At 47.8% G+C, this 24557-nt stretch carries 20 protein-coding genes; 5 read left to right on the forward strand and 15 right to left on the reverse strand.

The features are described 5' to 3' along the window. Positions 1 to 69 precede the first annotated feature (69 nt). Entirely contained in the window at positions 70 to 747 is a 678-nt protein-coding gene (locus P3L57_RS15835) for a YukJ family protein (RefSeq protein ID WP_069486976.1), read from the forward strand. Between the two features lie 52 nt (positions 748 to 799). On the opposite strand, the gene P3L57_RS15840 is transcribed toward P3L57_RS15835, so the two are convergent. The 8 genes from P3L57_RS15840 to P3L57_RS15875 form a co-directional block, all read right to left on the reverse strand. Continuing rightward, positions 800 to 1009 (reverse strand): MbtH family protein, encoded by a 210-nt coding sequence (locus tag P3L57_RS15840; protein ID WP_044158967.1) that lies wholly within the window; start codon positions 1007 to 1009, stop codon positions 800 to 802. 13 nt (positions 1010 to 1022) lie between these two features. Then, positions 1023 to 8162: an amino acid adenylation domain-containing protein gene (locus P3L57_RS15845; protein ID WP_264798193.1), complete on the reverse strand. Its 7140-nt coding sequence runs from the start codon at positions 8160 to 8162 to the stop codon at positions 1023 to 1025. An 18-nt stretch (positions 8163 to 8180) separates the two neighbouring features. Then, positions 8181 to 9116, reverse strand: coding sequence for an isochorismatase (locus P3L57_RS15850; protein WP_059334776.1), 936 nt, complete (start codon positions 9114 to 9116; stop codon positions 8181 to 8183). A 25-nt stretch (positions 9117 to 9141) separates the two neighbouring features. Beyond that, positions 9142 to 10761: a (2,3-dihydroxybenzoyl)adenylate synthase gene (locus P3L57_RS15855; protein ID WP_264798194.1), complete on the reverse strand. Its 1620-nt coding sequence runs from the start codon at positions 10759 to 10761 to the stop codon at positions 9142 to 9144. Positions 10762 to 10789: 28 nt separating this feature from the next. Beyond that, positions 10790 to 11986 carry an isochorismate synthase DhbC gene (gene dhbC, locus P3L57_RS15860; protein WP_264798195.1) on the reverse strand — a complete coding sequence of 399 codons (1197 nt, stop codon included), beginning with the start codon at positions 11984 to 11986 and terminating at the stop codon, positions 10790 to 10792. A 25-nt stretch (positions 11987 to 12011) separates the two neighbouring features. Beyond that, complete coding sequence (locus P3L57_RS15865) at positions 12012 to 12797, reverse strand: 2,3-dihydro-2,3-dihydroxybenzoate dehydrogenase (protein ID WP_044160318.1); 786 nt, start codon at positions 12795 to 12797, stop codon at positions 12012 to 12014. A 192-nt stretch (positions 12798 to 12989) separates the two neighbouring features. Then, entirely contained in the window at positions 12990 to 13853 is an 864-nt protein-coding gene (besA, locus tag P3L57_RS15870; RefSeq protein WP_264798196.1) for a ferri-bacillibactin esterase BesA, read from the reverse strand. 212 nt (positions 13854 to 14065) lie between these two features. Then, the gene (locus P3L57_RS15875; RefSeq protein WP_044158974.1) at positions 14066 to 14662 is read right to left on the reverse strand and encodes a sulfite oxidase-like oxidoreductase; all 597 of its coding nucleotides are present in this window, start codon (positions 14660 to 14662) and stop codon (positions 14066 to 14068) included. A 100-nt stretch (positions 14663 to 14762) separates the two neighbouring features. On the opposite strand from P3L57_RS15875, the gene P3L57_RS15880 reads away from it, so the two are divergent. After that, positions 14763 to 15365 (forward strand): biotin transporter BioY, encoded by a 603-nt coding sequence (locus P3L57_RS15880; protein WP_059353486.1) that lies wholly within the window; start codon positions 14763 to 14765, stop codon positions 15363 to 15365. 72 nt (positions 15366 to 15437) lie between these two features. Here P3L57_RS15880 and P3L57_RS15885 read toward each other — a convergent pair whose 3' ends face one another. Both P3L57_RS15885 and P3L57_RS15890 read right to left on the reverse strand, forming a co-directional pair. After that, positions 15438 to 16766, reverse strand: coding sequence for a Na+/H+ antiporter family protein (locus P3L57_RS15885; protein ID WP_044158977.1), 1329 nt, complete (start codon positions 16764 to 16766; stop codon positions 15438 to 15440). A 145-nt stretch (positions 16767 to 16911) separates the two neighbouring features. Then, positions 16912 to 18411: a leucyl aminopeptidase gene (locus tag P3L57_RS15890; RefSeq protein WP_059353488.1), complete on the reverse strand. Its 1500-nt coding sequence runs from the start codon at positions 18409 to 18411 to the stop codon at positions 16912 to 16914. A 155-nt stretch (positions 18412 to 18566) separates the two neighbouring features. Between P3L57_RS15890 and P3L57_RS15895 the strand changes: the two genes are divergently transcribed. After that, positions 18567 to 19043 (forward strand): divergent PAP2 family protein, encoded by a 477-nt coding sequence (locus P3L57_RS15895; protein WP_044158979.1) that lies wholly within the window; start codon positions 18567 to 18569, stop codon positions 19041 to 19043. 32 nt (positions 19044 to 19075) lie between these two features. Here the strand turns inward: P3L57_RS15895 and P3L57_RS15900 are convergent, their stop codons facing one another. From P3L57_RS15900 to P3L57_RS15915, 4 genes are all read right to left on the reverse strand, one after another. After that, positions 19076 to 19735: a 3D domain-containing protein gene (locus P3L57_RS15900; RefSeq protein WP_277617524.1), complete on the reverse strand. Its 660-nt coding sequence runs from the start codon at positions 19733 to 19735 to the stop codon at positions 19076 to 19078. Positions 19736 to 19838: 103 nt separating this feature from the next. After that, positions 19839 to 20159, reverse strand: a complete 321-nt coding sequence (locus P3L57_RS15905; RefSeq protein ID WP_044158980.1) for a YuiB family protein — start codon at positions 20157 to 20159, stop codon at positions 19839 to 19841. 50 nt (positions 20160 to 20209) lie between these two features. Next, a complete protein-coding gene (locus P3L57_RS15910) occupies positions 20210 to 20353 on the reverse strand; it encodes a YuiA family protein (protein WP_024122716.1) in 144 nt (47 codons plus the stop codon). 174 nt (positions 20354 to 20527) lie between these two features. Next, complete coding sequence (locus tag P3L57_RS15915; protein ID WP_044158981.1) at positions 20528 to 21748, reverse strand: NAD(P)/FAD-dependent oxidoreductase; 1221 nt, start codon at positions 21746 to 21748, stop codon at positions 20528 to 20530. Positions 21749 to 22078: 330 nt separating this feature from the next. On the opposite strand from P3L57_RS15915, the gene yumC reads away from it, so the two are divergent. Further along, positions 22079 to 23077 (forward strand): ferredoxin--NADP reductase 2, encoded by a 999-nt coding sequence (yumC, locus tag P3L57_RS15920; protein ID WP_024122718.1) that lies wholly within the window; start codon positions 22079 to 22081, stop codon positions 23075 to 23077. A gap of 40 nt (positions 23078 to 23117) precedes the next feature. On the opposite strand, the gene P3L57_RS15925 is transcribed toward yumC, so the two are convergent. Further along, positions 23118 to 23258, reverse strand: a complete 141-nt coding sequence (locus P3L57_RS15925) for a hypothetical protein (protein ID WP_044158982.1) — start codon at positions 23256 to 23258, stop codon at positions 23118 to 23120. Positions 23259 to 23536: 278 nt separating this feature from the next. Between P3L57_RS15925 and guaC the strand changes: the two genes are divergently transcribed. Then, entirely contained in the window at positions 23537 to 24517 is a 981-nt protein-coding gene (gene guaC / locus P3L57_RS15930; protein WP_069486973.1) for a GMP reductase, read from the forward strand. The last annotated feature ends 40 nt before the right edge of the window (positions 24518 to 24557 follow it).

A 24557-nucleotide genomic window follows, 5' to 3' on the forward strand; every position in this document is an offset into this window, starting at 1 on the left:
TTTGAAAAAGGAAAATGGAAATGATGTCTCGAATTAAAACGAAGAACTTGATCATAAAGGAGGATTCATATGGCTGTTCAGCAATATGGGGTGTTAAAAGGCGTTGTCTTAGATATGAAGCGGGAAACAGATGATGACAGTCCTCATTTCCAAGTGAAGATGATCGGTGAAGAGAATACGTATTACAGATGCGCCATCAATGTCATGTCCAGTTCCGAGGAATCAGAAGTATTGTATTTAGCTGATGATCAGTTTGATTCGAGCTCAATTACCGTTCTTCCGAACATGCCGTATGGATATACGAAGATCAATGACGAAAACCGTGAAATAGCCCTGGATTATGTGCGGGGCAATCTTTTTGATTCACGGGAAATGAAGCCTTTGCCTCATGAAATCACGGGGCCTGATAATGATTTAAATGACTTTATTGAAACGTATATGAAGAAAGCGAAAGAAGAGAAAGCGCCGGTTTATATATTTGGATCAAAATTTGGACCTGAACAGGCGGCAGATAAAATATTCGGCTTTACCCCGACAAACGGTATGCACAATATCCACATGAATCAAGGCAATGCGCTGGATACCCGCTGGAAAAAGGACAACGGCTCTTGGCACGACGGAGGTATTCTGATTCAATTTGCCGATCAGTGGGCTGCTGTGTTTTTGGCGTTCTTATCCCAGTCATGGTGTACGGATGAAAACGGGAACCCGATCAGAGATTGCGATCATACCCAAACGTCTGCGTAAGATAGAAAAAGAGACTGCCTGCCGCAGTCTCTTTTTTTTACCGTCAATGCATTTAGACATTTTCGACAGGCTTTAGGCTGTTCGGCCTCATATCGCTCCAATGCGATTGGATGTAGTCCAGACAAGCCTCACGCCCTTTTTGTTCATGAACGACTGTCCAGCCGCTCGGCACATCGATAAAGCCGGGCCATAAGGAATATTGGCCCTCTTCATTGATGAGAACAAGGTATATGCCATCCGCATTTTCAAAAGGATTTGCCATTGCTTTTCCTCCTTTATTGATTCATTTCTTCCAATTTCGCCGCCAGAACCCGGCCGATAACTGCGAGCGGTTCCGGCTGACAGAGATCTTTATGGCGGCAGTCAATGTCGATTTGTTCAATTTGTCCGTCAATATAAGGCTTCCACGAATCAGGTTCAATTGGGTCAAACCATTCAGGAATGATGGTTGATCTGAAAAACAGAACATTTCCACGGAAGGTTTTCGGTGCATACGAGCCTAAAATGCCGACAGAATTGACGTACGTATTCTTTAGATTCAAAATGACCGATTCGTCCAGACTGGCAAGTGCGCTTCCATCTCGCCGCAGAATCTCAATGGCTGTTTCAAAATCAAGCGGTTTGTCTCCTAAGCTGTCTGGGTCGTACCCGCCTAACGCGAGAAGGGCAATAAGCGCTTCCTCATCATCCGGTGCCTCTTTTATAGGAAGGAAGTGGTTTGGGTAGGCGTCCAGCATCACCAATAGAGAAACGTCTTCCCCTTGCTTTTGCAGCTGTGATGCCATTGCTTGAACGACATTTCCGCCTAAGGACCAGCCAAGCAAATGGTACGGCCCTTTCGGCTGGATCGTCCGAATCTGTTCTATATAGTCGGCAGCCATGTCATCGAGTGTTTTCGGAAGCGCCTCCTGCTGTCCAATTCCCCGTGCTTGCAGTCCATAGATGGGATAGTCCGTTCCTAAAGATGTCATCAGCCCTGCATAACACCAGCTAAGTCCGCCCGCCGGATGTACGCAAAACAACGGAAGTCGGTCCCCGCTTGTTCGGAGCGGCAGCAAAACATCAAGTGCGCTTTGGCTTGATCCCATCTCCAGTCTTTCGGCAAGCCCTGCCACAGTCGGCGCTTCAAATAGATTGCCGATGCTGAGTTCAACCCCGAGCGCTTCACGTATGCGGCTCATCAGCTGAACTGCGAGCAGGGAATGTCCGCCCAAATCGAAGAAACGGTCATCAATACCGACACGCGGCAAATGAAGCACTTCCATAAACAAGTCACAAAGGATTTCTTCTTGCGGGGTTCTCGGCCCGCGACCTGTCACCGCAGCAGCAAAATCTGGAGCAGGCAGCGCTTTACGGTCAAGCTTTCCATTCGGCGTCAGCGGCAATTCTTTCATCGTCACAAAGGCTGAAGGCACCATGTAATCTGGCAGTCTCTCAGCAGCATACCTGCGCAGTTCCGCCGTATCAAACGTTTCTTCCGAGGAAGGTATGACATAAGCTGCCAAACGTTTATCTCCCGGCTGGTCCTCACGAACGATCACTGCCGCATCTTCCAGCTGTGAATGCTGAACAAGCGCAGCTTCAATTTCTCCCAGTTCAATCCGGAAGCCCCGAATTTTCACTTGATGATCGGCACGGCCGACATAATCGAGAGAACCGTCAGCACGCCTGCGGGCTACATCTCCCGTGCGGTACATCCGTGTGCCCGGAGGCCCGAACGGGTCAGCGATGAAGCGTTCCGCCGTTAAACCGGGCCGTCCTAAATAGCCTCGGGCCAATCCGGCTCCTGACACATACAGTTCTCCAGCCACACCCGGCGGAACCGGCTGTAAACGCTCATCAAGCACATACACCCCAAGATCGGGAATTCCGCAGCCGATCAGGCTGTTTGCTCGTAAAGCTGCAATATTCCGGTCCAATTCGATATAGCTGACGTGCACGGTTGTTTCAGTAATACCATACATATTGATCAGTTTCGGCGCCTGTTCAGGGTGGCGATGATACCAATCCTCTAAACGGCTGAGTTCAAGCGCTTCTCCGCCAAAAACAACATATCGAAGGCTGAGCGCCTGTCCGAGATCAGGCTGCTCCCTTTCCGCCTGCATAAACTGATAGAACGCTGATGGTGTCTGGTTCAAAACGGTCACACCCTCTTTTACCAGCAGACGCAGAAACGCTTCCGGAGATCTGCTGATGTCATGAGGCACGATAACAAGGCGGCCGCCGTGCAGCAAAGGTCCCCAAATCTCCCAAACAGAAAAGTCAAACGCGTAGGAATGGAACATTGTCCACACGTCGTCTGAACCGAAATGGAACCAGTGATCGGTCGCTCCAAATAACCTCGTCACATTTTGGTGAGGAATCATGACGCCTTTTGGAACGCCTGTTGAACCGGATGTATAAATAACATAAGCCGTGCTGAAAGGTGACAGCGGGCGAATCCTGTCCGTATTATCCGGATTCAAAGGACTGTATGTTTTTAGTTTTTCGCGTAATTCCGGATTATCCAGCACAATGTTCTGCACATTTTCTGCAGGCGGGATTTGATTTTCCGCCTGTGAGCTCGTGATGATAAACGCAGGCCGCGCATCGCTCAGCATAAAAGCGATTCGGTCAGCCGGATAGTCCGGATCAAGCGGCAAGTATGCAGCTCCTGCTTTTAGTACCGCTAACAGGCTAACAGTCATATCCAATGAGCGAGGCAAAGCTAATGCCACAAATTGCTCCGGTCCGACGCCTTTGCTGATCAGCAGCCTGGCAAGCCGGTTCGCCCTTTCATTCAGCTCCATATAGCTCATCGCTTTATCTTCATAAACGACAGCAATGGAATCAGGGCTCAGCGCAGCTTGCTTCTCAAACAGCTCCGGAAGACACGCTTGCGGAATCTTTTCAGATACACTTTGCCAATCCGTTACCGTGATGCTGCGTTCCTCTGGTGCCAGAATATCCAGTCTTCCGATTTTCTGATCAGGATCAGCCTCGGCAGCCTCAAGCAGCCGCAGAAGGCGCTCAGCAAGAGCTTGAACAGTTTCCCGTTTAAATAGATCGGTGCTGTACTCAAGCAGCCCTTCCAGTCCATTTGGTGTCCCGTCATCAAGACGGCTTTCACTGATTTCTAATGTTAAATCAAATTTGGCAGATCCTACGCTGTGAATGTGCAGGCTGCTTTCTGTACCAGGCAGGCTCAGCTCTGCGTCAGGTGTGTTCTGGAACGCGAGCATGACTTGGAATAATGGATGCGTGGCCCGGGATCGAGCAGGATTGAGCACCTCTACAAGTCTTTCAAACGGCAGATCCTGATTTTCATAGGCTGCCAGATTCACTTCCCGCACTCTGTCAAGAAGCTCACGGAAACTCGGATCACCAGAGGTGTCTGTTCTGAGCACCAATGTATTGATAAACAGTCCCACAAGATCACTAAGCGCATCGTCATTCCGCCCCGCAATCGGGCTTCCAATCGGAATATCAGTTCCAGCTCCGAGCCTTGTCAGCAAGGCGGCAAGTCCTGATTGAAGCACCATAAACAGACTTACTCTATTTGCACGGGCCAGCTCCAGCAATCGGCTGTGAAGCTCTGAGCCTATATGGAAATGGATTGTATCCCCTTGATGACTCGGCTCAGCAGGTCGTGAATAATCGGTTGGCAGCTCGAGCTGATCGGGCAGATCTTTCAGTCTATCTTTCCAGAAAGCAAGCTGACCGGCAATCAAACTGTCTGGATCATGCTCGCTTCCTAGCAGACTTTGCTGCCAGAGCGCATAATCCGCATACTGCACAGCAAGCGGTGTCCATTCGGGAGCTCTCCCGTAACAGCGCGCAGTATAAGCAGCAGCCAGATCACGAGTCAGAGGAGTCAATGACCATCCGTCTCCGACAATATGGTGCACGAGCAGCAGCAGCACGTACTCGTCGGGACCGATAACAAAAAGCTCGGCCCGGAAAGCAGGCTCAGCTGCAAGGTCAAAGCTGTAGCGAGCAGCATCGGCAAGCCTCTCAGAAAGCTCCTCTTTCTTCATTTCTGTAACATATAAATCAGGACGGGCTTGATCGGCGTCCAAAATGCGCTGATAAGATGTCCCCTGTGATTCAGGGAAAGTGGTCCGAAGGCTTTCATGGCGGCTGATGAGATCATATAGGGCCGCTTGCAGCGCTTCTTGGTTCAGTTCACCTGAAAGACGGACGGCAACCGGGATATTATATGTAGGACTTGGCCCTTCCAGACAATGGAGGAACCATAGCCGGCGCTGTGCAAAAGAAAGCGGAATGTTCTCAGGACGTTCAGCTCTTTGCAAAGCGGGACGGACACTCTGCGCCTGATCAAGATGTGCAGCAAGTCCGGCAACTGTCGGTTCGTCAAAGAGCTTGGCGATGCCCAGCTCGGCTCCCATCGTCTCACGAATCCGGCTCATCAAACGGGCAGCAAGGAGAGAATGGCCGCCCAGCTCGAAGAAACTGTCATCGATGCCTACGCGTGCAAGACCTAGAACCTCCGCAAACAGATCACACAGTATCTCTTCTTGAGGCGTTCGCGGTCCCCGATCAGTGACAGACGCCCCAAAATCAGGTGCCGGCAATGCTTTCCGGTCAAGCTTGCCGTTAGGTGTTAATGGCAGTTCATCGATCTCCACAAATGCCGCAGGCACCATATAATCAGGCAGACTGGCACCGACATAACGGCGAAGCTCAGCAATATCTAGAGCTGAAGAAACGACCAGATACGCCACCAATCGTTTATCTCCCGGCTGGTCCTCTCGAACGACAACCGCAGCCTGTTTCGTTTGCGGATGTTTAGCAAGCACGGCATCAATTTCTCCAAGCTCAATGCGGAAACCGCGAATCTTGATTTGATGATCGGCCCGCCCGATGTAATCCAGAGACCCATCCGCACGCCAGCGGGCCTGATCTCCGGTTCGGTACATTCGTGTGCCCGGGGGTCCGTACGGGTCAGCAACAAAGCGCTCCGCCGTTAAATCAGGGCGCCCTAAATATCCGCGGGCCAACCCGGTTCCCGCAATATAGAGCTCTCCAACAATGCCTGGCGGAACGGGCTGCAAACTATTATCGAGCACATATACCTGCGTATTCCAAATCGGCTTTCCGATCGGAGGCACACCCTGTACTCCTTTTTCGAGAAAAGCTGCCGCAGACCAAATGGTTGTTTCAGTAGGACCGTATAAATTAGTCACTGGACAATCAAGCGCCTGCAAGGCCTCCAAAAGCCCGCTCGGAAGCGCCTCTCCCCCGACAAGCACCCTGAGCTCCCGAAGTTTCTCAGGCTCGTTTGTGACCAACGCATGCCACAGGGTCGGCGTTGCCTGCATAATCGTTATATCAAAATATTCAATCATTTTAGCTAATGCCTGCGGCTCACGAGTTGTTTCTTTTTGAGCAACAACAATACTCGCTCCGCTGATAAGCGGGAGGAATAATTCTAAAGCAGAAATATCAAAAGCGACAGTCGTCACAGCCAGCAGCCTGTCTTGTTCATTGAGAGAAAATGTCTCCTGCATAGACAGCAGAAAATTACTTAAACTTTTCAGCGTGACAACAACACCCTTTGGCCTCCCTGTTGATCCTGATGTATAAATAATATACGCCGGATGAGCAAGAGATACATGTACATTTGGATTGTCGGCAGAATAACGCTTCACAATCTCTTTTGTCACAGGCAGATCCAGCACAAGCTGCGGTGCCCTTAGATCGTCAGGCAGAGTGTCTGCAATTTCCTCAGTCGTTATCATGCATGATGGCTTTGCATCCTTCAGCATGTATGAAACTCTGTCGGCAGGAAACTCCGGATCAAGCGGAAGATAAGCAGCACCAGTCTTTAGTACGGCGAGCATTGCAACTATCATTTCGGAAGACCGCGGCAGGGCCAAGGCGACAAACTGCTCCGGGCCAAGCCCTTTTTCTATCAAAAGATGCGCGAGGCGGTTTGCTTGTTCATTCAGCTCTTGATAGCTTAATTGACTGTGATCGCAAATCAGGGCGATACGTTCAGGGGAACGGTCAGCCTGTTTCTGAAACATATCCGGAAGGCTGAACAGCCGCTCGGATTTTGCTGTCTCATTCCATTCGCTTATGACCCGTGCTTTTTCTGCAGGCAAAAGAAATTCCATTTGCCCAATCAGCATGTCCTCACCGGCTGACGCCGTTTGTAAAAGCTGTAAGATCCGCTGCTGATGGACCTTTATTTCTGACTCACTGTATACTTCAGGATTGGCGTCCACATCAATTCGCAGCCCGCTTCCGTCTGTTCTGTCATAGACATTTATCGACAAATCATCAACAGGACCGGCTGACAGATTGTGCGTCGTCCCCCGGGCTCCGGCAAAGTCGAGACCGTAATCAAAAGGCATAAGATTAATTTGCGGGCCAAATAATCTATGATTTTCTCCTATTAGTTTCAGGTCCCGCCGCAGTTCCTCATGGCGGTATTTATGATGCTGCCGGATACTGCGGATTTCCCGGGAAATTTGCAGCACAAGCTCAGAAAAGCTCATCGAAGGACTCACAGACAGCCTCAGCGGGAGAAGATTCATCACCATAGCCGGAACATTCAAGGATGCCGATCCCATCCGTCCCATCATAGGCAGTCCGAGCACAACATCCTCAGAGCCGGTCATACGGTGCACATAAGCAGCTGATGCCGCAATCACGACTTCATGCCAGCTTCCGGCGTAATAGCGCGCCGCCTCTTTCAGCGCGTTTACATCTGATGGCGGCAAATAAGCAGTCTGGCGCAGAAAGCTTTTTGAGGTTCTCGGCGCACGTTCTGCTAAACTGACAACTTCAGGCCTGTCCGAAAAACGATTCAGCCAGAATTGCCGATCCTCTTCATATGTTTCAGACGCGCGGTACGCTGCGTCCTCCTCCAAAATATCCTGCAAAGAGCCGAAGGAACGATCATCAGCGGACCGCCCTCCTGCAAGTGCAGTATAAGCATGTGCAACCCGCTGGGCGATCAGAGAAAACCCAAAGCCGTCGATCGCAATATGGTGAATGCGCTGATACCAAAAGAAACGCTGAGGCCCGGCTTTAAACAAAGCTTCGCGGAACAATGGGTCATGCTGTAAATCGACCGGCTTTGCCAAATCAGCTTTCATCCAGTGTAAAGCTGTCTTTTCCGGATCAGGCTCAGAGCTGACGTCAATGACTTGGAGCTGTACATCCGGTGATGGATTTATCATCTGCCAAGGCCCGTCCATATCTTCACCAAAGCGGACATGAAGTGATTCCGCTTCTTTTATCACGTGCCGTAAAGCTTCTTCAAAAAGAGAAATGTCGATTGGGCCGTTGATTTCTATATATTCGGCTGTATTGTAGATTGGATTGTCCGGATCAAGCTGCTGAGCAAACCAAATACCGGTTTGCGCTCCGGTTAAAGAATATTGAAGATCTTTTGTATCAGGCATCCGTTTTTTTACCTCCTTTTATAAATAGTCCGCGTTTGGCAGCACTCTCTCAATGCGGATTGAAAGCAATTTCTGCCATTCTTCTATTGTCGGCCGTTCAGCCAGTTCGACGAATGTCACCTCGGCTCCTTCACGGCGCCATTGTTCAACTAATGTCATGATCCTTACAGAATCAAGTCCCCTATTCAGTAAGTCTTCATTATCTGCAATATCATCAGGCGATTCTTGAAGAAGCTCAGCAATTTGTGTTCGGATACTCTCGCAGGTAAATACATGTTTTTCAGCTTTTTCTGATGGCTTTTGAGCCGCAGAAGGCGTATGTTTCAGCTGATCAAGCAAGCTGTCGGTCATCAGCGTAAACGCGCAGCGCCCAGCCGCATAATCAAGCGCCATTTTATGCTTGTCCCGAGAAAAGTCCGCAACTGCATCAGCAACAAAAAATGCTTCGATATCCTCCATAAACGCTTCACATGCTGTAACGAGACAGCCAATATGAGCATAAATCCCGGAGATGATCAGCTGATCGCGCCCCTGTTCACGCATGATCTCAAGCAGATTCGTTCTCTTAAATGCGCTGTATCTCCATTTTGTCAATACGAGATCATCGTCTTCCGGTGCAAGCTCGGCCACAATTTTTTCCTCGTAAGGACCGCTGCTTAATCCAGGTCCCCAAAAATCAGTCAGCAATGCACGGTCCTCCGGATTTTGACTGCCTGGCTGCGCTGTGTAGACAACAGGTATCCCGAGCTGAACACATTGATCCTTCAGCTTGCGTATATTTGCTGAAAGCTCTGTTACCGGAGACGCTCCTGCTGTAAACGCGTCGACAAAATAGTTCTGCATATCGTGTATTAAGAAGACTGCCCGATTTGGATCAGGCACCCATGATACTTTGTTTGTTGGCATATCAGACGCTGTCGGCATTTGATACGGCTGAATGGCAGGAATAGCCATTTGAACACTCCCTTTCAAATCGTTTCTATTTTTTCGAACCTGCAAGAAGTTTTTCGGCGATCGCTTCGCGAAGCGCCTTTTTGCTTACCTTTCCTACCCCTGTCTGCGGGAAGGACTCAACAAATTCGATCCGGTCTGGAATTTTATATGCTGCAAGCCCGCGTTCTCTTAGAAAAGCTTTGAGCTCTGCGGCTTTCGGCGCTTGATCCCGGGGAATAATGAAAACACATGATCTTTCACCAAGAAATTGGTCAGGCATTGAGACCATTGCCGCATCATGCACAGCCGGATGCGCCAGAAGATGATTTTCAACCTCTTCAGCCGCCACTTTTTCTCCGCCGCGGTTGATTTGATCCTTTGCCCGTCCTTCCACGACAACATAACCGTCGGGTGTCAGTCTCACTAGATCGCCAGTGCGGTAAAAACCGTCCTCGGTAAACGAAGCCGCATTGTGCTCATCAGCCTTATAGTATCCCCGGATCGTATACGGTCCCCGTGTCAGCAGGTGCCCCGTTTCACCAAGTTTCACGTCACGGTCCTGATCATCCCACACACGTATTTCATCATAAGAAGACATCGGCTTACCTTGGGTATTAACAATTACTTCCTCTGGGTCATCAAGCCTTGTATAATTAACGAGCCCTTCCGCCATTCCGAAGACCTGCTGCAAGGTGCAGCCGAATACAGATTTCACTTTGCGCGCGGCTTCAGCGCTGAATTTCGCGCCGCCTACCTGCAGCACTTGAAGGCTTGATAAATCGGCAGCTCGTGAGGCAGCAGCGTCCATCCATACCATTGCAAGCGGCGGGACAAGAGCTGTTATTGTCACCTGTTCCCGTTCAATCAAAGGGAACGAGTCATCCGGACTCGGAGAAGGAGATAAAACCACTTTTCCTCCAGCGTATAATACGCCTAGCACCCCGGGTGAGCTCAGCGGGTAATTGTGCGCCATCGGCAATGCGGCCAAGTACACAGTGCTGTGATCAAGCCAGCAAACCTCCGCACTCATCCGCAGGCTGTATATATAATCATCGTGGGTTCGCGGTATCAGTTTCGATAAGCCGGTGCTTCCGCCAGAAAGCTGGAGAAACGCCACATCCGAAGATTTTACTTCAGGCAGCTCGCCAGGTTCTGTATGCAATGCCTCAAGCGGCTGGAATTCCTCCGCCTCACCTGCGACAATGATGTGTTTCAAGGACGGCAGCTTGCTGTGAACCTGTCTGGCAAGTGTGCGGTAGTCAAATCCCGAATGAGAATCGGGGATGATATAAGCCTCCGCTTCAGCAAACTCGCAAAAATATGTAATCTCACTGCTTCGATGAGAGGGCAGTGCAAAGACCGGGAGCGCTCCCAGCCGAAAAAGCGCAAAGATGACTTCGAAAAACTCCGCGATATTCGGCAGCTGTACCACTACACGATCCATTTGTTTAATACCGAGCTTCTGCAATCCGGCTGCCAGACGGTCAGCCCTTGTGTCAAGCTCTTGATAGCTCCAATGGGTGTCCCCGCATGTAATCGCGATACGATCGCCATGTTTGGCAGCCCTGTCTCTTAACATGTCTCCAAACGTCTCACCGGCCCAGCAGCCGTTCTCCCGGTACTTTTCCGCAAACTCCTTGGGCCAAGGCGTAAATCCATTCAGCATGCTGTTTCCCTCCTGCATTTATTTCTGATCATATGTGATTGACACCCATTGCGCGAAGCATTGTCCGAAACTTTGCGGATGTCTCCTGGAGCTCGTCCTCTGCTTTTGATCCGGATACAACACCGGCACCTGCAAAAAGACGAAGTGAACGTTCTTCAGCCTCTGCACAGCGAATCGTAACGATCCATTCGCCATCGCCTGCATCGTCACACCAGCCTACCATGCCGGTGAAGAAACCGCGGTCAAAAGGTTCAATTTCCCGGATGGCTTCTCTTGCAAGGTCAGTCGGTGTTCCGCAGACTGCCGGCGTAGGATGAAGCGCGGCGGCTAGTTCCAGCGCGGTTACAGTCGGATCGGAAAGCTCTCCTTTAATGACACTGGACAAATGCCACATCGTCTCAGTTTGGATCAGCGAAGGCTTTTCCGGAACGTCCAGCGTCCGGCAAAAAGGCCGCAGCCCGGTGGCAACCGCATCAGCCACAACAGCATGCTCATGAAGATCCTTTGCGGAGGAAAGCAATTCATCGGCCCGGCGCTGGTCCTCAACAGGATCATCACTGCGAGGTCTAGAGCCCGCTAACGGATTGGATACCACCTGAGTCCCCATTCTCGAAACGAGAAGCTCCGGACTTGCTCCGAGTAATGTCCGATGGGAAGATGAATCATCTTGGCCGGATACATCGGCTGCAAAAGTATAACCGTGTGTATTATGCCGCGCCAGATGATGAAGCAGTTCACCCGTTTGTATCGCTTCAGTTGATGTCAGATGCAGCGATCTGGACAGGACAATTTTGCTGAGTGTGCCGTCAGCAATGCTTGCCAATCCTTGTTCTACACCTTTTTTATAGTCCTCCGGTGCAGGAACAGGCTGTATTTGATATGTATGTTCCCGCTGCTGTTCGATGTTGGCATGATTAAATTGAAGCGGTCCCGACCACCGTACCTCCTCCGGAACGACGAGCCGGGGCGATTTCAAATGATCAAATGGAACAGCTCCCACAACAACCGGACGGCTTTGCCCTGATTGCTTCGCTTTGTTAAGCGCCTCAGCAATGCGGCCGGGTAAGGTTTCTAATTGGTTTTGGCCGTCTGCATCCGGCACGGTTTCACTTATTCCTTTTCCAAGCAGCACACGGTGAGGGGAAGCCAGGAAAAAAGTGCCCGGCTGATAATCATGAAGCAAATGCTCCGCCTTTGTTTCAGATATAACGTTTTGTTCCAACATCTTCATAAACCTCCTTTGAGTTAAGTTATACGCCTAAGGTCGCGCCGCCATCTACACATAAATTGTGCATCGTAATATGGCCTGCCTGCTCAGAAACCAAAAAGAGCACGGCATCCGCAATATCCGAAGGCTGGGCCAGTTTTTTGAGCGGAATTCCCGTTTTAAATGTATCAAGCGATCCTTTGATAACTTGCTCTGCTCCATTTTCATCAGCCCATAAGGACCACTGCATGTCTGTTTCCGTTGACCCGGGAGAAACAATATTGCAGCGAATGTTGTATTCTGCAAGCTCAAGGCCAAGGCACTTTGTAAACATCACGGCCGCTGCCTTTGATGAGGCGTATGCCGCCATAGACGTCCTTGGCACACCGGCTGCATTTGATCCTACTGTTACAATCGAACCGGATCTGCGGTTCATCATATATTTGCTGACTGAGCGCGACGCGTTAAAAACACCAGTCGAATTCACTGAGAAAGTGGCCTCCCATTCCTCATCACTGAGAGAATGAATCAGCCCTGGCCGAAGCACACCCGCTACGTTCACCAATATGTCAATTGGGCCCATGTCACGTTCGATTTGAGCCGTGATATCGTCAATCGCCGCACTGTCTCTCACATCCCCCGCAAAGGCTTCGGCATGACACCCCTCAGCTTTGAGGCTGTTCACGACTTTTTCAAGCTTTTCTGGATTGTAATCAACCGCAGCAATGTGCGCCCCCTGACCGGCAAGCGTCCGCGCAACAGCTTCACCTATTCCTTGGGCGGCCCCTGTAATCAATGCGATCTTGCCTTCTATACCTCTTACATTCATTTCATCATTTCCTTTCTTCGCTTGTAACGCCAAAAATGACATTTTGCGAAAAAGACTGCTTCACCTTACCATTAATCGTAACCCATTGATAATGATTATCATTATCAATTATAAAAATAATCATATCCTTATGTCATTCGACAGTCAAATATAATTTTTGTGACAAAACAAATATGGGAGCTGAGACAATTCTCAGCTCATTGAAATGTGCGGGCCGTCAGGGTGAAGCGCGAAACGCAATGCCCTGCTGACCAAAACAGGAAGAACCGAAATATGTCCTTCTCCTGAAAACTCACAAAATTCTGTCCGTACGCCTTGTTCAGCCAAAGCAGACAGCCGCTCGTAAAGCTCCTTCGCGTTATCGTTCATTCGGCATTTATGATGCTTTTCCAATTCTCCTGCCGCAAGCAGAAGATTGACAGGCTGACCGTTTTTCTTCAAACAGGAAGCGAAACGCTCAGTTTCCTTTTCAATAAATGGTTTATTCCAATGAATGGACGGACTGCCCGCGATATACGTTTGGAATGCATCCGGTTTCGTTAAGAGCACCTGCAAAACGAAGAGCCCGCCAAGAGAGTGGCCAAAAACCGTTTGTCTGTTTCTGTCAATCTCATAATCTTGTTCAATCTTCGGTTTGAGACCCTCTTCAATAAACCTTAAAAAGTCCCCCGCTCCGCCATGCTCCGGCCATTCTTTGCCGTCAGGCCTTACCGGCAGCTCCGAGTAAGACGTAGGCATTGTAAAATCCCGGTGGCGCGCAGAAGAAAACGGTTCTGTTGTGTCATAGCCAATACCGACAATCACAGCGGGAATCACCCCTGTTTTCTCAGGACGGCGCCCCTGCACTCGAACAGCTTCCGACATTGTACCGAAGATCGAATTGGCATCGAGCAGATAAATAACCGGATAACCAGAAGGCGGCGGCTCTGTGCTCGGTTTTGAGATAAAGATCTGATAGCCGCGGCTGCCATTGCGTGAAGACATTTTACGCACTTCCGTTCCCGGAATGGTAAATGCGTTGTAGGTCCCGCCTTTAGCCCCATCTGTTTTTTTCATGCAGTACGACATTCCTCTCCTTAAAACTGGCTGCATATATGATAATGATTTTCACTATCAACTAGACAACTCAAATAATAGGTTTTCTGGCAAACAAAGTCAACTTTTTCCTTAATAAAAAAGGCACCTTATTTAAATAAGGTACCTGATGACTAGCAATATGGAAATAAAATCCTGAAAAAGATGCTGATTATCCTACGTTTACTAGAACCTTAATCCCATGTAAATCTCTGATTTTGCCAAGGGTCGCCTCTCATATGATAGCCGTTCTGCTCCCAAAAACCGGGATGATTTTCTTTCGTAAATTGGATGCCGCGCAGCCACTTAGCGCTTTTCCAAAAATACAAATGAGGAAACACCCCTCGCAGCGGGAATCCGTGTTCAGGCGTTAAAGGTTCGCCGTTATGCGCATAAGCGAGCAGTGATGTTTCAGCCAAAAAGTCATCGAGCGGCAGATTTGTCGTCCAGCCCTCTTCCGCGTGTAAAATGACATAGCCCGCCTCTTCTTTTACACCGGCTTTCTTCGCAATATCCCGTGTCCTTACCCCCTGCCAAACGTTATCCAGCCGCGACCAGCCTGTCACGCAATGAATGTCATTTTCCGATTCGCACTGAGGAAAGGCTTTTATATCTTCAAAGCTTAAAAGCATCGGGTGATCAACCAATCCGTATACTTGCAGATTCCACTTCGTCATATCCTCATAATACGGAACGTTTCCCGTATGAAGCACAGGAAAAGAAGTCGTCACATTTTGATTGGGCGGCACTCTTCCTGACTGATCTGCCTGTTTTATTTTTCCGAAATACATGCAAACCCTCCCTTTGTTAACCTGAATTATATTTATGTTGACAATCATTCAGATCTTTATTACTCTATCATTGTGTATGTAAACCTAAGGGGGAACAACGATGAAACAACATAAACTTCGTGCGGGTGATATGGCGCTGATCGGCATGTTCGCCGCACTTATGGCTGTCGGCGCCAACATTACATCAGTCGCGCCCTTTTTGCAAGTTGCCGGCATTCCGCTGTCGATGCAGCCGTTTTTCTGCCTCTTGGCGGCTCTTCTTCTCGGCAGCAAACGCGCTGCTATCGCGATGCTTGTATATGCGCTTGTCGGATTGGCCGGGGCACCAGTGTTCGCTCAGTTTTCCGCGGGCTTCGCACCATTTGCAGGTAAAAGCGGCGGCTTCATTATCTCATACATTCCTGCAGCATTCGCAGCTGGATGGTTATTAGAACGCAAAATCCACCCAAGTAAAATCCGTTTTCTGATTGCTTCTCTTATCGGAACGGCCATTATGTATATCATTGGCACCACCTATATGTATCTTGCGCTGAAGCTGTGGATTCATACACCGGTGAGCTACGGCACGGTTTGGGGCTTTATGACTTGGTTTATGGTAAAAGACACGGCGCTGGCTGTGCTGCTGACGTTTATCGCACCTGCGATCTACCGCTCTATTCATAAAGCAACCGGCTTTAACAGACATCAAATATCGTCCACTTAAAAACCGTTTCGATGGACGTTTTTTTGAAATGATAAACGAAAAAAGGCTCTCCCGTTAAGGAGAGCCTTTTTTCTATAAGACAAGCGCCGCAATCCAGCCAAAAATAACAAGCGGAATGTTATAAAAAATAAATGTCGGCACACAAGTGTCCCAAATGTGGTGATGCTGTCCGTCCGCACTCAGACCCGAAGTCGGCCCAAGTGTACTGTCGCTGGCAGGTGAACCGGCGTCGCCAAGCGCGGCAGCCGCTCCGATAATCGCAATCGTTGCCATCGGGCTGAATCCGAGCTGCATACAAAGAGGCACAAAGATCGTTGTGATCACCGGAATCGTTGCAAAAGATGAGCCGATCCCCATTGTAATCAGCAAGCCGACAATCAGCATCAGCAACGCACCCAGTGACTGACTGTGCCCGATAATACCAGCTGATGTTTTGACCAAAGACTCGACATCTCCGGTTTTTGTCAATACATTTGAGAATCCGGCTGCAACAAGCATAACAAATCCGATAAAGGCCATTAAAACCATACCGTCAGTAATCAATGAATCCGCTTCGTCACGTTTCATTACACCGCTGACAAACAGGATAATCAGGCCGGCCAGCGCCCCCATAATCATCCCTTCTACTCCCAATGTCTGCGATAAATAAAGCTGGACGCCGAGTGACACTAAAATGGCGAGAACCGCGATTCCCAGGCTTTTTTTCGTATATGGAGATGCTTTTACACCTGAGATTTCTTTTGTTTCATACACTTTTGGTTTGCGATAAACGATTACTGATAAAATCAAACCGACAACCATGCCTGCAACCGGTATAATCAGCGCGTACGGGATATCGCCAAGCGGAACGTTTAAACCCGCATCGGCCATGTTGTCCTTCAGCATGCCTTGGAAAATCTGGCCGAAGCCAACGGGCAGCAAAATATAAGGAGCCGTTAAGCCGAACGTAATCACACATGCAATCAGCCTGCGGTCCATTTCAAGCTCATTAAAGATTTTCAAAAGCGGCGGTATCAGCACAGGAATAAATGCGATGTGAACCGGTACCACGTTTTGTGAAAAACAAGCTACGATTAAAATAATCAGTACGATAAGCACTTTAGACAGTGCCTTTTTTCGAGTATCTTCTTTGTTTCCAATTAATTTCACAGAAGCTTCCACCATAGCATCCGGAAGACCTGTTTTCGTTAAAGCCGCAGCAAACGCACCAAGCATAGCGTAGCTGACTGCAACGGTGGCATTTCCGCCGAGCCCTTCTGTAAAGGCTTTAACCGTTTCACCCAGGCCGAGTCCTCCTGTTAAGCCGCCGGCCAAAGCACCTATGATTAAAGCAATAACTATATTGACACGCAGAAGGCTTAAGACAAGCATAAGCAGCACTGCGATTACGACTGCATTCATGATACCCCTCCAAAAATCCTTTAGTTTGCTAATGTAGTAGATAAATAAAGTACGAACGTATCGTATCATATTCATGATACTTTAGTCAACTAAAGATTTTGGAGAAAAAAAACCCTGCCGCGTAATCGCAGCAGGGCTATATTTATTATGCTTTTGCGTCTTCCGCTGTGAATCTTTCTGCCAGAGTAGCCAGTGTTCTTGCCATGACGCCGGTTGCACCGGACGGACCGAAGCAGCTTGCTTTACTTGAAGTTGCTGTGCCTGCAATATCAAGATGGACCCAAGGAGTCGTTTCAGCAAACTCACCAAGAAACGTTCCTGCCATAATGGCATGGCCTTCCCGTCCCGGTGAATTGTTTAAATCCGCCATTTGGCTGTTTTTCACACGTTTTTTATCCTTTTCTGTAATCGGCAGCTGCCAGATGGCCTCACCGCACTCTTCCGCAGCTTCAGCCACCCGCTGATAAAAGCTCTCGTTATTTGTCATGGCGCCGGTTGTTTCTGTGCCCAATGCCACAACAACACCGCCGGTGAGCGTTGCCACATCAACAAGAACAGACGCACCATGCTGTTTCGCATATGTAAGGCCGTCTGCAAGCACAAGCCTTCCTTCTGCATCCGTGTTAAGGATTTCAATCGTTTTTCCGCTTAATGACACGATGACATCGTCAGGCTTCATCGCCCCGCCTGAAATCATGTTGTCGGTTGACGGAATGACAGCCAGCACATTTTGCTCCGGACGAAGCTCGCCGATCGTTTCCATTGCGCCAAGGACCGCTGCCGCTCCTCCCATATCGGATTTCATGCCGACAATTCCTGTTTTCGTTTTAATAGAGTAACCGCCTGTGTCAAAGGTAATTCCTTTTCCGACAAGTCCGATAACGTTTTCCCATTCCTTTTTGCCCTGATACTTCAAGACAATCATTTTGGGCGGTTCGGCAGAGCCCTGGTTTACCGCAAGGATTCCGCCCATACCGAGCTCTTCCATATCCGATTTCTCCAATATTTCACACTCAAAATCATACTTCGCCGCAAGCTCGGACGCATAAGAAGCCAAGTCAGTTGCTGTCAGCATATTTCCCGGCATATTAACAAGCGTTCTCGCCGAATTTGTGCCCTGCCCGTATGCCCGGCCGACAAGAAGACCGGCCTGCACTTCTTGTGTATCTTCATCTGTGACGGCATAGATGGATTCAAGCTGTTTATCCGGCTCATTAGATTTGTGCTTATAATCCTGCACCTCATAAGAAGCAAGCAGGCAGCTCTCAGCTAATGCGTGAGCGGCATCCGCTGCGGGAACTTCTTCACAAATAAATGTGTCAAGCAGTACGGCAGCCTCTTGTTTTCTGTCTTTATGAATGGCGTGAAAAACATGGGCAAAGCTTTCCTTGGCCTCTTCAAATGAATAATTCGCCTCTCTTCCCAAACCGACGAAATAAATACGTTTCATACCAGCGGAGGACGGAGGGAATACTTTTGATACTTGATTCCGTTTGGCAGAGACATCACCGTCTTTCAGAAGCTGAGTCAGATGGCCTTCCAGTTTTTCATCAATTTCCTTTGCTTTGCCTGTCAGCTGACTTTTTTGAAAAAGTCCGACCACTAGGGTTTCAGTATGCTCTAATTGTTGAACCGCATAAAACATAAGGCTTACACTCCTAACGTAATGGGTATTTGTAATGAACAATGGTATAATAGGAAAAACATTCTTTCCTTACATTTATTTTATCAAACAACAGACAAAGACCTGCTTTTTTCTTTTGTAACACGAAAGATTTTCATATAGAAAGGATGTCGCCTATGGAACTTTTTATGAATTTTCCTTTATTATCAAGCCTTGCTGCCATCATCTTTGCACAAGTCATTAAAGTGCCGATACAATTTATCGTATCCAGAAAACTGGACTGGTCGCTGGTGACAAGCACAGGCGGCATGCCGAGTTCCCACTCCGCAGCTGTTACGGCGCTCTCTACCGGCGTAGCTTTAGAGCATGGATTAGGTTCCTCTCTCTTTGCGGTTTCAGCCATTTTCGCAGTCATTACCATGTTTGACGCAACCGGCGTCAGACGTCATGCCGGCGAGCAGGCAACAGTCATTAATAAACTTGTGATTGATTTTAACCGTTTTGTGAATGAAGCAAAAGATTTCCCGAAAGCCGAAGAGAAAGAAAAACAAAAAAAGCTGAAAGAGCTTCTCGGCCATCAGCCAATCGAGGTCTTTTTTGGCGGATTGACAGGAATTTTATTAACACTGGCACTGGCATACTTTTTTCTGTAAAAAAATAACGCTCCAGCCGCAGCTGGAGCGTTTTATTCTTTTACTGTTTTAAATTGATTTCTGAACACCTGCAATGATTTTGTTTCATTAAGCTTTACCAGTTCATCCTCAGTGACTTTTCCGGTCCCCTTCTTAATCACATATACGTCCAGGGTTTTTTTGCCCCATTCATTGTAGACATCATGAACGGTTTCAAAGTACAGATCAATACGGTTTCCCTTGATGGCCGATCCGGTGTCCGCAACGACACCCAAACCGTAGTTCGGGATAAATAAAATGGTGCCGATCGGAAAAACGGATGGATCGGCGGCAACCGTAGAGTATAAATCTCTTTTCACTTTAACACCTGAATATGTAAGCCCGTATAATGGATCACCAGGTTTTTTACCCGTCGATTCGACTCCCGCTGTATAGCCTGTAGCCGTTACTTTTTGCGCCGGGTACTGGTTCCAGTCAAAGGCTTCTTCCAATGGTTTGTCTTTTGCTTTGGCTGCAGCGGACATCGTTTTTTCGTTTTTCTGCTGCAATGCTTTTAATGTCAGTCCTGTATTCTTCGAGTGCTTCTCATTATTTTCTTGTACCCATTTTGATAAGTCCTTCGCCTCTACTCCTGATATGGCTAAATATGTCGTGGCAAACGCGAGCAGAAATAAACAGGCCATCAGCAAACGTCTGATCATTTTCAACATTATTCACCTCTCCTCCGAATCATTGTTCCCAAATAGCGGGAGCAATATTCAAAACGGTGAATGCGCTGAAGGCACAAAAAAAGCTTTCTTTAGAAAGAAAGCGGCATTAAAACATCTGATATCCTCTTTTTCTGAGCATGTTGATTGCTATGCCTGAGACAATGGCGCCGGCCAGACCGCTGGCTAAAATCAATACATCTGCAGCAGCTAACGATACGACTCTCTGAAACAGGCTGGCAAAGGATTCGCCTGGCGATTGGATATAGCTGATCAGCTTTTCCTTGCTGATTATAAAAAGGCATACAATCGGATAAATCACAGCCATAATCCAGGACATTCTCAGCAGCATGTTTAATAAGAAACCGATTCCAAAAAACAAAACAAAAAATAAAACAATTGAGATGATAACGACTGGCAGACTAATCAAAACCCCACCCCCTGCGTTACTTTTAGTGTACCGCGGGGGCTTTTAAAAAGTCAACGGCTGGAAAATGAATGACTGTCTTTACCTGTCCCCTGACATGACGGACAAGTTTCTGAACCGCCGAGGATTAATTGAAAATACCCTTTCCCTGAGCAAAACGGGCATGCCTGTGAAGCGGTTGTCGTTGCGGTTTTCATCTTAGCATCACCTTTTTCTTAATTTTCAGATAATAATACCATACCAAGCTGTCAATGATAAAGTCAGATCATGTGACATATCTTTTGATGTAAGCGGAAACATTTTTAGTTTCCTCTTGTTCTCTTTTTATTTTGGCGTTTTTTAATAAAACAAAACCCGCGGAGAGCGGGTTTTTAGAAAAACTTAAACTTGCCTTTTTTCAGTGTGAGTCCGAGTCCGCCGATTAAAAACAGCGAACGGTTATCGATGACTTTTTTCATAAAAGAAGCCGGCGTGCCTTTCAGTTTTCTTCCGTACACGACTCCGACCGCATTATGCTCGCCAAGAGAAGCCACCGTTCCTTTTATATCAGGTTTGAATTCTTCAAGCTCGCCGCCCTTAATGAGTTTTGCAATGTTTTTAGCGACCGTAGTCCCCTGCTGCATCGCGATTTGGGCGGTAGGCGGATAAGGACGGTCAGTGTCTTCATTGATAAACAGCGAGCTGTCGCCGAGAATAAAGACGCTGTCATGTCCGGGCGCGCGAAGATCAGGATTGACTTTCACCCGGCCGCGCATATTTTCAAAGCCGGCTTCTTCCACAATCGGATGTCCGCGGACACCTGCCGCCCACACCACTGTTTGCGATTTGATTTGCTCGGGCTCCTCATCTTTTTTGCCGACTGTGACTCCTTCTGCGGTACACTCTTGAACCGCCGTTCCGATTTTAAACTCAACGCCATTCTCCTCAAGATAGTGAACAGCATAATCGACAAGCTCGGGATCAAAGCCCGGCAATACGGTCGGCGCTGCTTCTACGCAGATAATGCGTACAAGGCTTCTGTCAACGTCATATTCCTTGCAGAGCTCCGGCACACGGGCAGCCAGTTCGCCAAGAAATTCAATACCCGTAAACCCGGCTCCCCCGACAACGATTGTTAACCTGTCCGGCCTTTTTTCAGCTTCAATGTTGTAAGTCGCAAATTGCAGCTCAATATGTTCCCGAAGCACACGGGATGTATTGATATTGGCGATCGGAAACGCAAATTCTTTTAAACCTTTAATGCCGAACGTTTCAGGTACCGCTCCGAGGCCGATAACTAAATAATCGTACTGCAGTTCTCCATTGGCAAGCACAACTTTCTTCTCTTCTATTTTGATTGCCTTCACGGTATCCTGTACAAAATTGACACGTGACTGGTTGATTACATCTTTTATCTGATAACGGCAGCGGTCATGATGGAGCGTACCGGCGCTCGCTTCGTGCATCCATGTCGTTTCGTAATGATAATTGTGTTTATTCACAAGCGTAATATCAGCATCATTCGGACCGACATGCTTCGTCAGCCTTGTCACTGTCATCAATCCGCCATAACCTGCACCTAAAATCACGATTTTGGGCTTATTCAATGCCATCACATCCACCTTCTCTTTTTTTTGCTGTTAGACGCATATAAAAATCATCATTTGTGTTATCTTCAGCTTATTGGCAGGATTTTATGAAATATATTGAAAAGTTTTTTGTGAAGTCCACACCCATAGCACTACTATCATGTGTATCCGGCTGGTTCATGAAACATTCAGAAAAAAGATGAATTCATGTTTTTCTTATCGTATCGGCCCCCAGGCATATGATCAAGAATGAATGCGCATACAATACACTCGCAAATTTTTCTGCTGACTCGTCAATTTTAAGAGCAATATGGTATAATTAATAACAATTTTCATTTAGGAGGCAATTTTCGTATGCGAGAGGATACAAAGGTTTATGATATTACAATTATAGGCGGGGGACCGGTCGGCTTATTCACCGCTTTTTACGGAGGCATGAGACAGGCAAGCGTCAAAATTATCGAAAGCCTGCCTCAGCTTGGCGGACAGCTTAGTGCCCTGTACCCTGAGAAATATATATATGACGTAGCAGGATTCCCGAAAATCCGCGCCCAAGAGCTAGTGAACAACTTAAAAGAGCAAATGGCGAAATTCGACCAAACCATTTGTTTGGAGCAAGCGGTTGAATCTGTTGAAAAACAAGCAGACGGCGTGTTTAAGCTTGTGACAAACGAAGAAACCCATTACTCTAAAACGGTCATCATCACTGCAGGAAACGGCGCATTCAAACCAAGAAAGCTCGAGCTTGAAACAGCTGAACAATACGAAGGCAAAAACCTTCACTACTTCGTTGATGATTTACAAAAATTCGCCGGCAGACGCGTTGCGATTCTGGGCGGAGGAGATTCAGCGGTTGACTGGGCGCTTATGCTTGAGCCAATCGCAAAAGAAGTTTCCATCGTTCACCGCCGCGATAAATTCCGCGCGCATGAGCACAGTGTGGAAAACCTTCACGCATCTAAAGTGAATGTCCTGACTCCATTTGTTCCGACAGAGCTCATCGGAGAAGACAAAATCGAGCAGCTTGTGCTTGAGGAAGTGAAAGGCGAGCGCAAAGAGATTTTAGAAATCGATGACTTAATTGTCAACTACGGCTTCGTCTCATCTCTTGGACCGATTAAAAACTGGGGACTTGAAATTGAGAAAAATTCCATTGTCGTCAAATCAACGATGGAAACAAATATCGAAGGCTTCTTCGCAGCAGGTGACATTTGCACATACGAAGGAAAAGTCAACCTGATCGCAAGCGGCTTCGGCGAAGCACCGACAGCTGTTAACAACGCGAAAGCTTATATGGACCCGAAAGCTCGCGTACAGCCTCTGCACTCTACAAGTCTTTTTGAAAATAAATAATAAAAAAAGGAGTTTGTGTCAAGATGACACAGCTCCTTTTTTATTTGAAGATATTTATATAATTCATCGCAGTTCCGATAACCAGCGCAATCACAAGGGCTGCTACAACCCAGATCGTGGTCATGATAATGCGGTCTTGGATCTTTTGGGACTTCGGTGTTTGTTCTTCGTTTTGAGTCATCTCCACTCGCTCCTTTCCATGTCCATGTCATAAAGAAAGCCTGGTGCTGAAGGACCAAGCTGTGCTGAACTTATATATTAGCGTCTTATCATCCGCTCTATGAGACCATTCGTTAAGACTATGATACCCAAACTCATCCTGAATGACAAGCTTCCGCACCTGAATCACATCCATCATCAGATAAATCGTTTGACATCCTCTCCAAAACAGAGTACATTATACAAGGCGAACATTTGGTATATATTCATCATAAATATTCGTATTTAGGAGTGGATTCTATGGAAAACGTGTTTGATTACGAAGATATTCAGCTAATTCCTGCAAAATGCATTGTGAACAGCCGTTCTGAATGTGATACATCCGTGCGTTTAGGCGGACGTACATTTAAATTGCCCGTCGTTCCTGCCAATATGCAGACGATTATAGATGAGAAACTTGCGGTTTCATTAGCCGAAAACGGCTACTTTTATGTGATGCACCGCTTTGAACCTGAAAAACGGATTGACTTTATAAAGGACATGAACGCACGCGGCCTATTCTCTTCTATCAGCGTTGGGGTCAAAGATGAGGAGTATGCATTTGTCCGTCACCTGGCAGAAGAAAATCTGGTCCCTGAATACGTGACCATCGACATCGCTCACGGACATTCCAATGCCGTCATTGAGATGATTCAGTACCTCAAAAAGCATCTTCCGGACAGCTTTGTCATCGCGGGAAATGTCGGAACACCGGAAGCTGTCAGAGAGCTCGAAAATGCCGGAGCGGATGCAACAAAAGTCGGCATCGGACCGGGAAAAGTATGTATAACGAAAATTAAAACCGGTTTCGGAACAGGCGGATGGCAATTAGCCGCGCTGCGCTGGTGCGCAAAAGCCGCCAGCAAACCGATTATTGCGGATGGCGGAATCCGCACCCATGGCGACATCGCAAAATCAATCCGATTCGGCGCCACCATGGTCATGATCGGTTCACTATTTGCCGGACACGAGGAATCACCGGGACAAACCATTGAAAAAGACGGAAAGCTCTACAAAGAATACTTTGGCTCAGCCTCTGAATATCAAAAAGGCGAAAAGAAAAATGTCGAAGGCAAAAAAATGCACGTAGAGCATAAAGGCGCAATCATGGATACGCTGACTGAAATGGAACAGGATCTTCAATCTTCTATTTCTTATGCTGGCGGAACTAAGCTGGAGGCTATCCGCAATGTGGATTATGTCATCGTGAAGAATTCGATTTTTAATGGAGATAAGTATTAAAATAAAAAAAGCCAAGTCAGCGGTTCGCCGCTTGACTTGG

Source organism: Bacillus sp. B28, assembly GCF_029536185.1.
GTDB classification, from domain to species: domain Bacteria; phylum Bacillota; class Bacilli; order Bacillales; family Bacillaceae; genus Bacillus; species Bacillus halotolerans.